The sequence below is a fragment of the Streptomyces huiliensis genome, assembly GCF_020037025.1.
Lineage (GTDB): Bacteria > Actinomycetota > Actinomycetes > Streptomycetales > Streptomycetaceae > Streptomyces > Streptomyces huiliensis.
Genome location: NZ_JAIQLH010000333.1, coordinates 1 through 3,223, shown reverse-complemented (window position 1 = coordinate 3,223; position 3,223 = coordinate 1). Strand labels below are relative to the sequence as shown.

Here is a 3,223-nt window from a genome sequence, read left to right as displayed (position 1 = left end):
TCAGCCCGTCCGGCGTTTGAGGACAGCACGCGAAGCGTGCTGCGGGGTGCGGGGGCCTGCCCCCACGGAAACGGCGAAGGGGCGGGGCTGGGGACACTCCCCCTGGGCCGAGCCCGCCGGCAACCGTGCGGGTGAGGGGAGGTTGCCCCGGCCCCGCCCTTTCACCGTTTCTCGCAGGGGCTCCGCCCCCGCGCCCCCGAAACCGCGCTCCGCGCGGTTGTCCTCAAACGCCGGACAGGCTGGAGGGGGCTGGCGTCCTCAAGCGCCGGACGGGCTGAGGGGGCTGGCGTCCTCAAGCGCCGGACGGGCTGGAGGGCTACAGGCCCCTGATGTCGTTCACCGAGAAGCGCGGCGCCCGGCGTTCCGGGCGGACGCCCGTCAGGAGGACGAGGCGGCAGGCACGGTGCCGCTGCCCGGCGTAGGGGGCGAGGAGGGAGAGCATGGCGGCGTCGTCGGTGCCCCGGGCACCGGTGAGCGCGTAGCCGATCGTCTTCGGCAGGTGCAGGTCGCCGACGGTCACCGCGTCCGGAGCGCCGTTGCTGCGCTGGAGGGTCTCGGCCGCCGTCCAGGGGCCGATGCCGGGGACGAGGCAGAGGCGGGCGGCGGCCTGTTCGGCGTCCATCGCGGCGGCCTCTTCGAGGCGGGCGGCCACGCGGGCCGCGCGGACGACGGTCGCCGAGCGCTTGCCGTCGACGCCGGCCAGGTGCCACTCCCAGGAGGGGAGGAGGGCCCAGGCGCGGGCGTCGGGCATGACGCGCATGCGGCCGGCGGGCCCGTCGGCGGGGCCCGGCGCGGGTTCGCCGTGCCGCTGGAGGAGCAGCCGCCAGGCGCGGTACGCCTCGTCGCTGGTGACCTTCTGTTCCAGGATCGAGGGGATCAGCGACTCGAGCACCAGCCCGGTGCGGGCCAGCCGCAGGCCGGGGTGGCGGCGGTGCGCCTCGTGCAGGAGGCGGTGGCGCGGGACGAACGCGGCGGGGTCGTCGTCCGCGCCGAGGAGCGCGGGGAGGGTGTCGAGGAGCCAGTCCGCGCCGGGGCCCCACGCCTCGGCGCGCACCTCGCCGCCGCGCGCGGCGATACGGATCGTGCCCGGGCCCTCGGGGGTGCGACTGGCGCGCCAGACGGCGCCGTCCGGGGCCACGCGGTACGCGGGGTCGCCGGGGCCGCGCGCCAGGACGCCGAGGGTGCGTCCCAGGTCGAGGGGGCCCGGCGGGGCCCAGGTACGGGTGGCCATCCGGCCAGGGTAACTCTGTGAGGACGCGGCCTACTGGTCCGACGAGAAGCGGATCGCGCCGCGCGGGATGCGCGCGTCGCACCACACCCGGGCGCCCGCCTGGAGCTCGTTGTCGGGGCCGATCTCCGCGTGGTCGCCGACGACCGCGCCGTCCAGGACCGTACGCGCCCCGACGCGCGCCCCCGCGCCGACGAGGGAGTCGCGGACCGAGGCGCCCGCCTCGATGACCGCGCCGTCGAGGACCGTGCTGCCGTCGACCCGGGCGCCGGATTCCACCCGGGCGCCGGCGCCGATCACCGTGCCGCCCATGAGCTTGGCGTCGGGGGCCACCTCGGCGGTGGGCAGCACCAGCCGCTCGCCGCAGCGGCCGGGGACCGCCGGGGAGGGGGCGCGGCCGAGGACGAGGTCGGCGGAGCCGCGGACGAACGCCTGCGGGGTGCCGAGGTCCAGCCAGTAGGTGGAGTCGACCATGCCGTGCAGGTGGGCGCCGTCGGCCAGCAGGCCGGGGAAGGTCTCGCGCTCGACGGAGACCGGCCGGCCGGCCGGGATGGTGTCGATCACGGACCGGTTGAAGACGTAGGCGCCGGCGTTGATCTGGTCGGTGACGATCTCCTCGGGCGTCTGCGGCTTCTCCAGGAAGGCGGTGACGCGCCCGTCCGGGTCCGTGGGCACCAGCCCGAACGCCCGTGGGTCCGCGACCCGGGTGAGGTGCAGGGAGACGTCCGCGCCCGCCGTGCGGTGGGTGGAGATCAGGGCCTCGATGTCGAGGCCGGTGAGGATGTCGCCGTTGAAGATGAGCACGGGGTCGCCGGGGCCGGAGTGCAGTCGGTGGGCGACGTTGCGGATGGCGCCGCCGGTGCCCAGGGGTTCGACCTCGGTGACGTACTCCAGGTGCAGGCCGAGCGCCGAGCCGTCGCCGAAGTACGGCTCGAAGACCTCGGCCAGGTAGGAGGTGGCGAGCACGATGTGCTCGATGCCCGCCGCCCGGGCCCGGGCCAGCTGGTGGGTGAGGAAGGGCACCCCCGCCGCCGGGACCATGGGCTTGGGCGTGTGCACGGTGAGCGGACGCAGCCGGGTGCCCTTGCCGCCGACCAGGAGGATCGCTTCGCGCGGAGGCGGCTGATGCGGTTCAGTCAACGTGTTCGTCTCTGCTTCCTGGTGGGGCCGGGCCGTGAACGGCGGCCAGTGTATGCAGACGGTGCGGACCTGGCGGACGGCGCGCCTCCGCTACGGGCCGGTCAGCGGCCCTGGAGCCGGGCCGCTGCGCTGCGGGCGGTGCCGAGCTTGCCGTAGAGGCGGTCGCCCGGGCATTCGGTGGAGTAGCCGTCGCGGTGTCCGGAGATGACCTTGAGTTTGACCTTCGCCCCCTTCTTGAAGAGGTTCCCGCCGGCGGACACCAGGGTCGTGGTGCCGCGGGGGTTGGCGTTGTACAGGCCGAGCTTCCAGGCGGTGAGGGCGGCCACGGCGTTGACGGCGGCCTTGGCCGGGCTGGTGGTCCCATAGGTGCCGAGTACGGCGATCCCCATGCTGTTCGTGTTGAAACCGAGAGTATGGGCGCCCTTGACCGGCTTCGCCACCCCGCCCGCCCGGCCCTCGTAGACGGTCCCGCACTTGTCGATGAGGAAGTTGTAGCCGATGTCCCGCCAGCCGCTGCTGACGACGTGATACCGGTAGATACCTCGGATGACGGAGGGCGACTGGGCGCAGGTGTACCCGTTGCCGGAGGCGGTGTGGTGCACGAAGGCCGCCTTCACCTTCTTGGTATAGACGAATCCGCGTTCGCGGATCGACTCGTCGGCTCCCCAGCCGGCCCGGGTGACGATGCGCGGCCGCGGACCGGCGTGGCCGGCGTAGGCGGCGCCGGTGTCGGTGTCGGTGTCGTCGTCGGCGGCCGAGTCGGCCGCGCCGTTCGCGTCGCCGTTCACGCCGCCGGGGTCCGTGCCGTCGGCGGGCCCGCCCGGCCGGCCGGGCTCGGCGCCGGGTTCCGCCGGG

At 75.0% G+C, this 3,223-nt stretch carries 3 protein-coding genes; all 3 read right to left on the bottom strand.

Annotated features, from left to right (window positions below; all coding sequences use genetic code 11):
* Window positions 1–316: 316 nt before the first annotated feature.
* Window positions 317–1,231, bottom strand: coding sequence for a DNA-3-methyladenine glycosylase family protein (locus JNW98_RS32675; RefSeq protein WP_223771924.1), 915 nt, complete (start codon window positions 1,229–1,231; stop codon window positions 317–319).
* Between the two features lie 30 nt (window positions 1,232–1,261).
* The gene (gene manB, locus JNW98_RS32670) at window positions 1,262–2,368 is read right to left on the bottom strand and encodes a mannose-1-phosphate guanylyltransferase (RefSeq protein ID WP_223771923.1); all 1,107 of its coding nucleotides are present in this window, start codon (window positions 2,366–2,368) and stop codon (window positions 1,262–1,264) included.
* A gap of 101 nt (window positions 2,369–2,469) precedes the next feature.
* Window positions 2,470–3,223 (bottom strand): peptidoglycan recognition protein family protein (locus JNW98_RS32665; protein WP_223771922.1); only part of this gene is annotated, 754 nt, incomplete at its 5' end.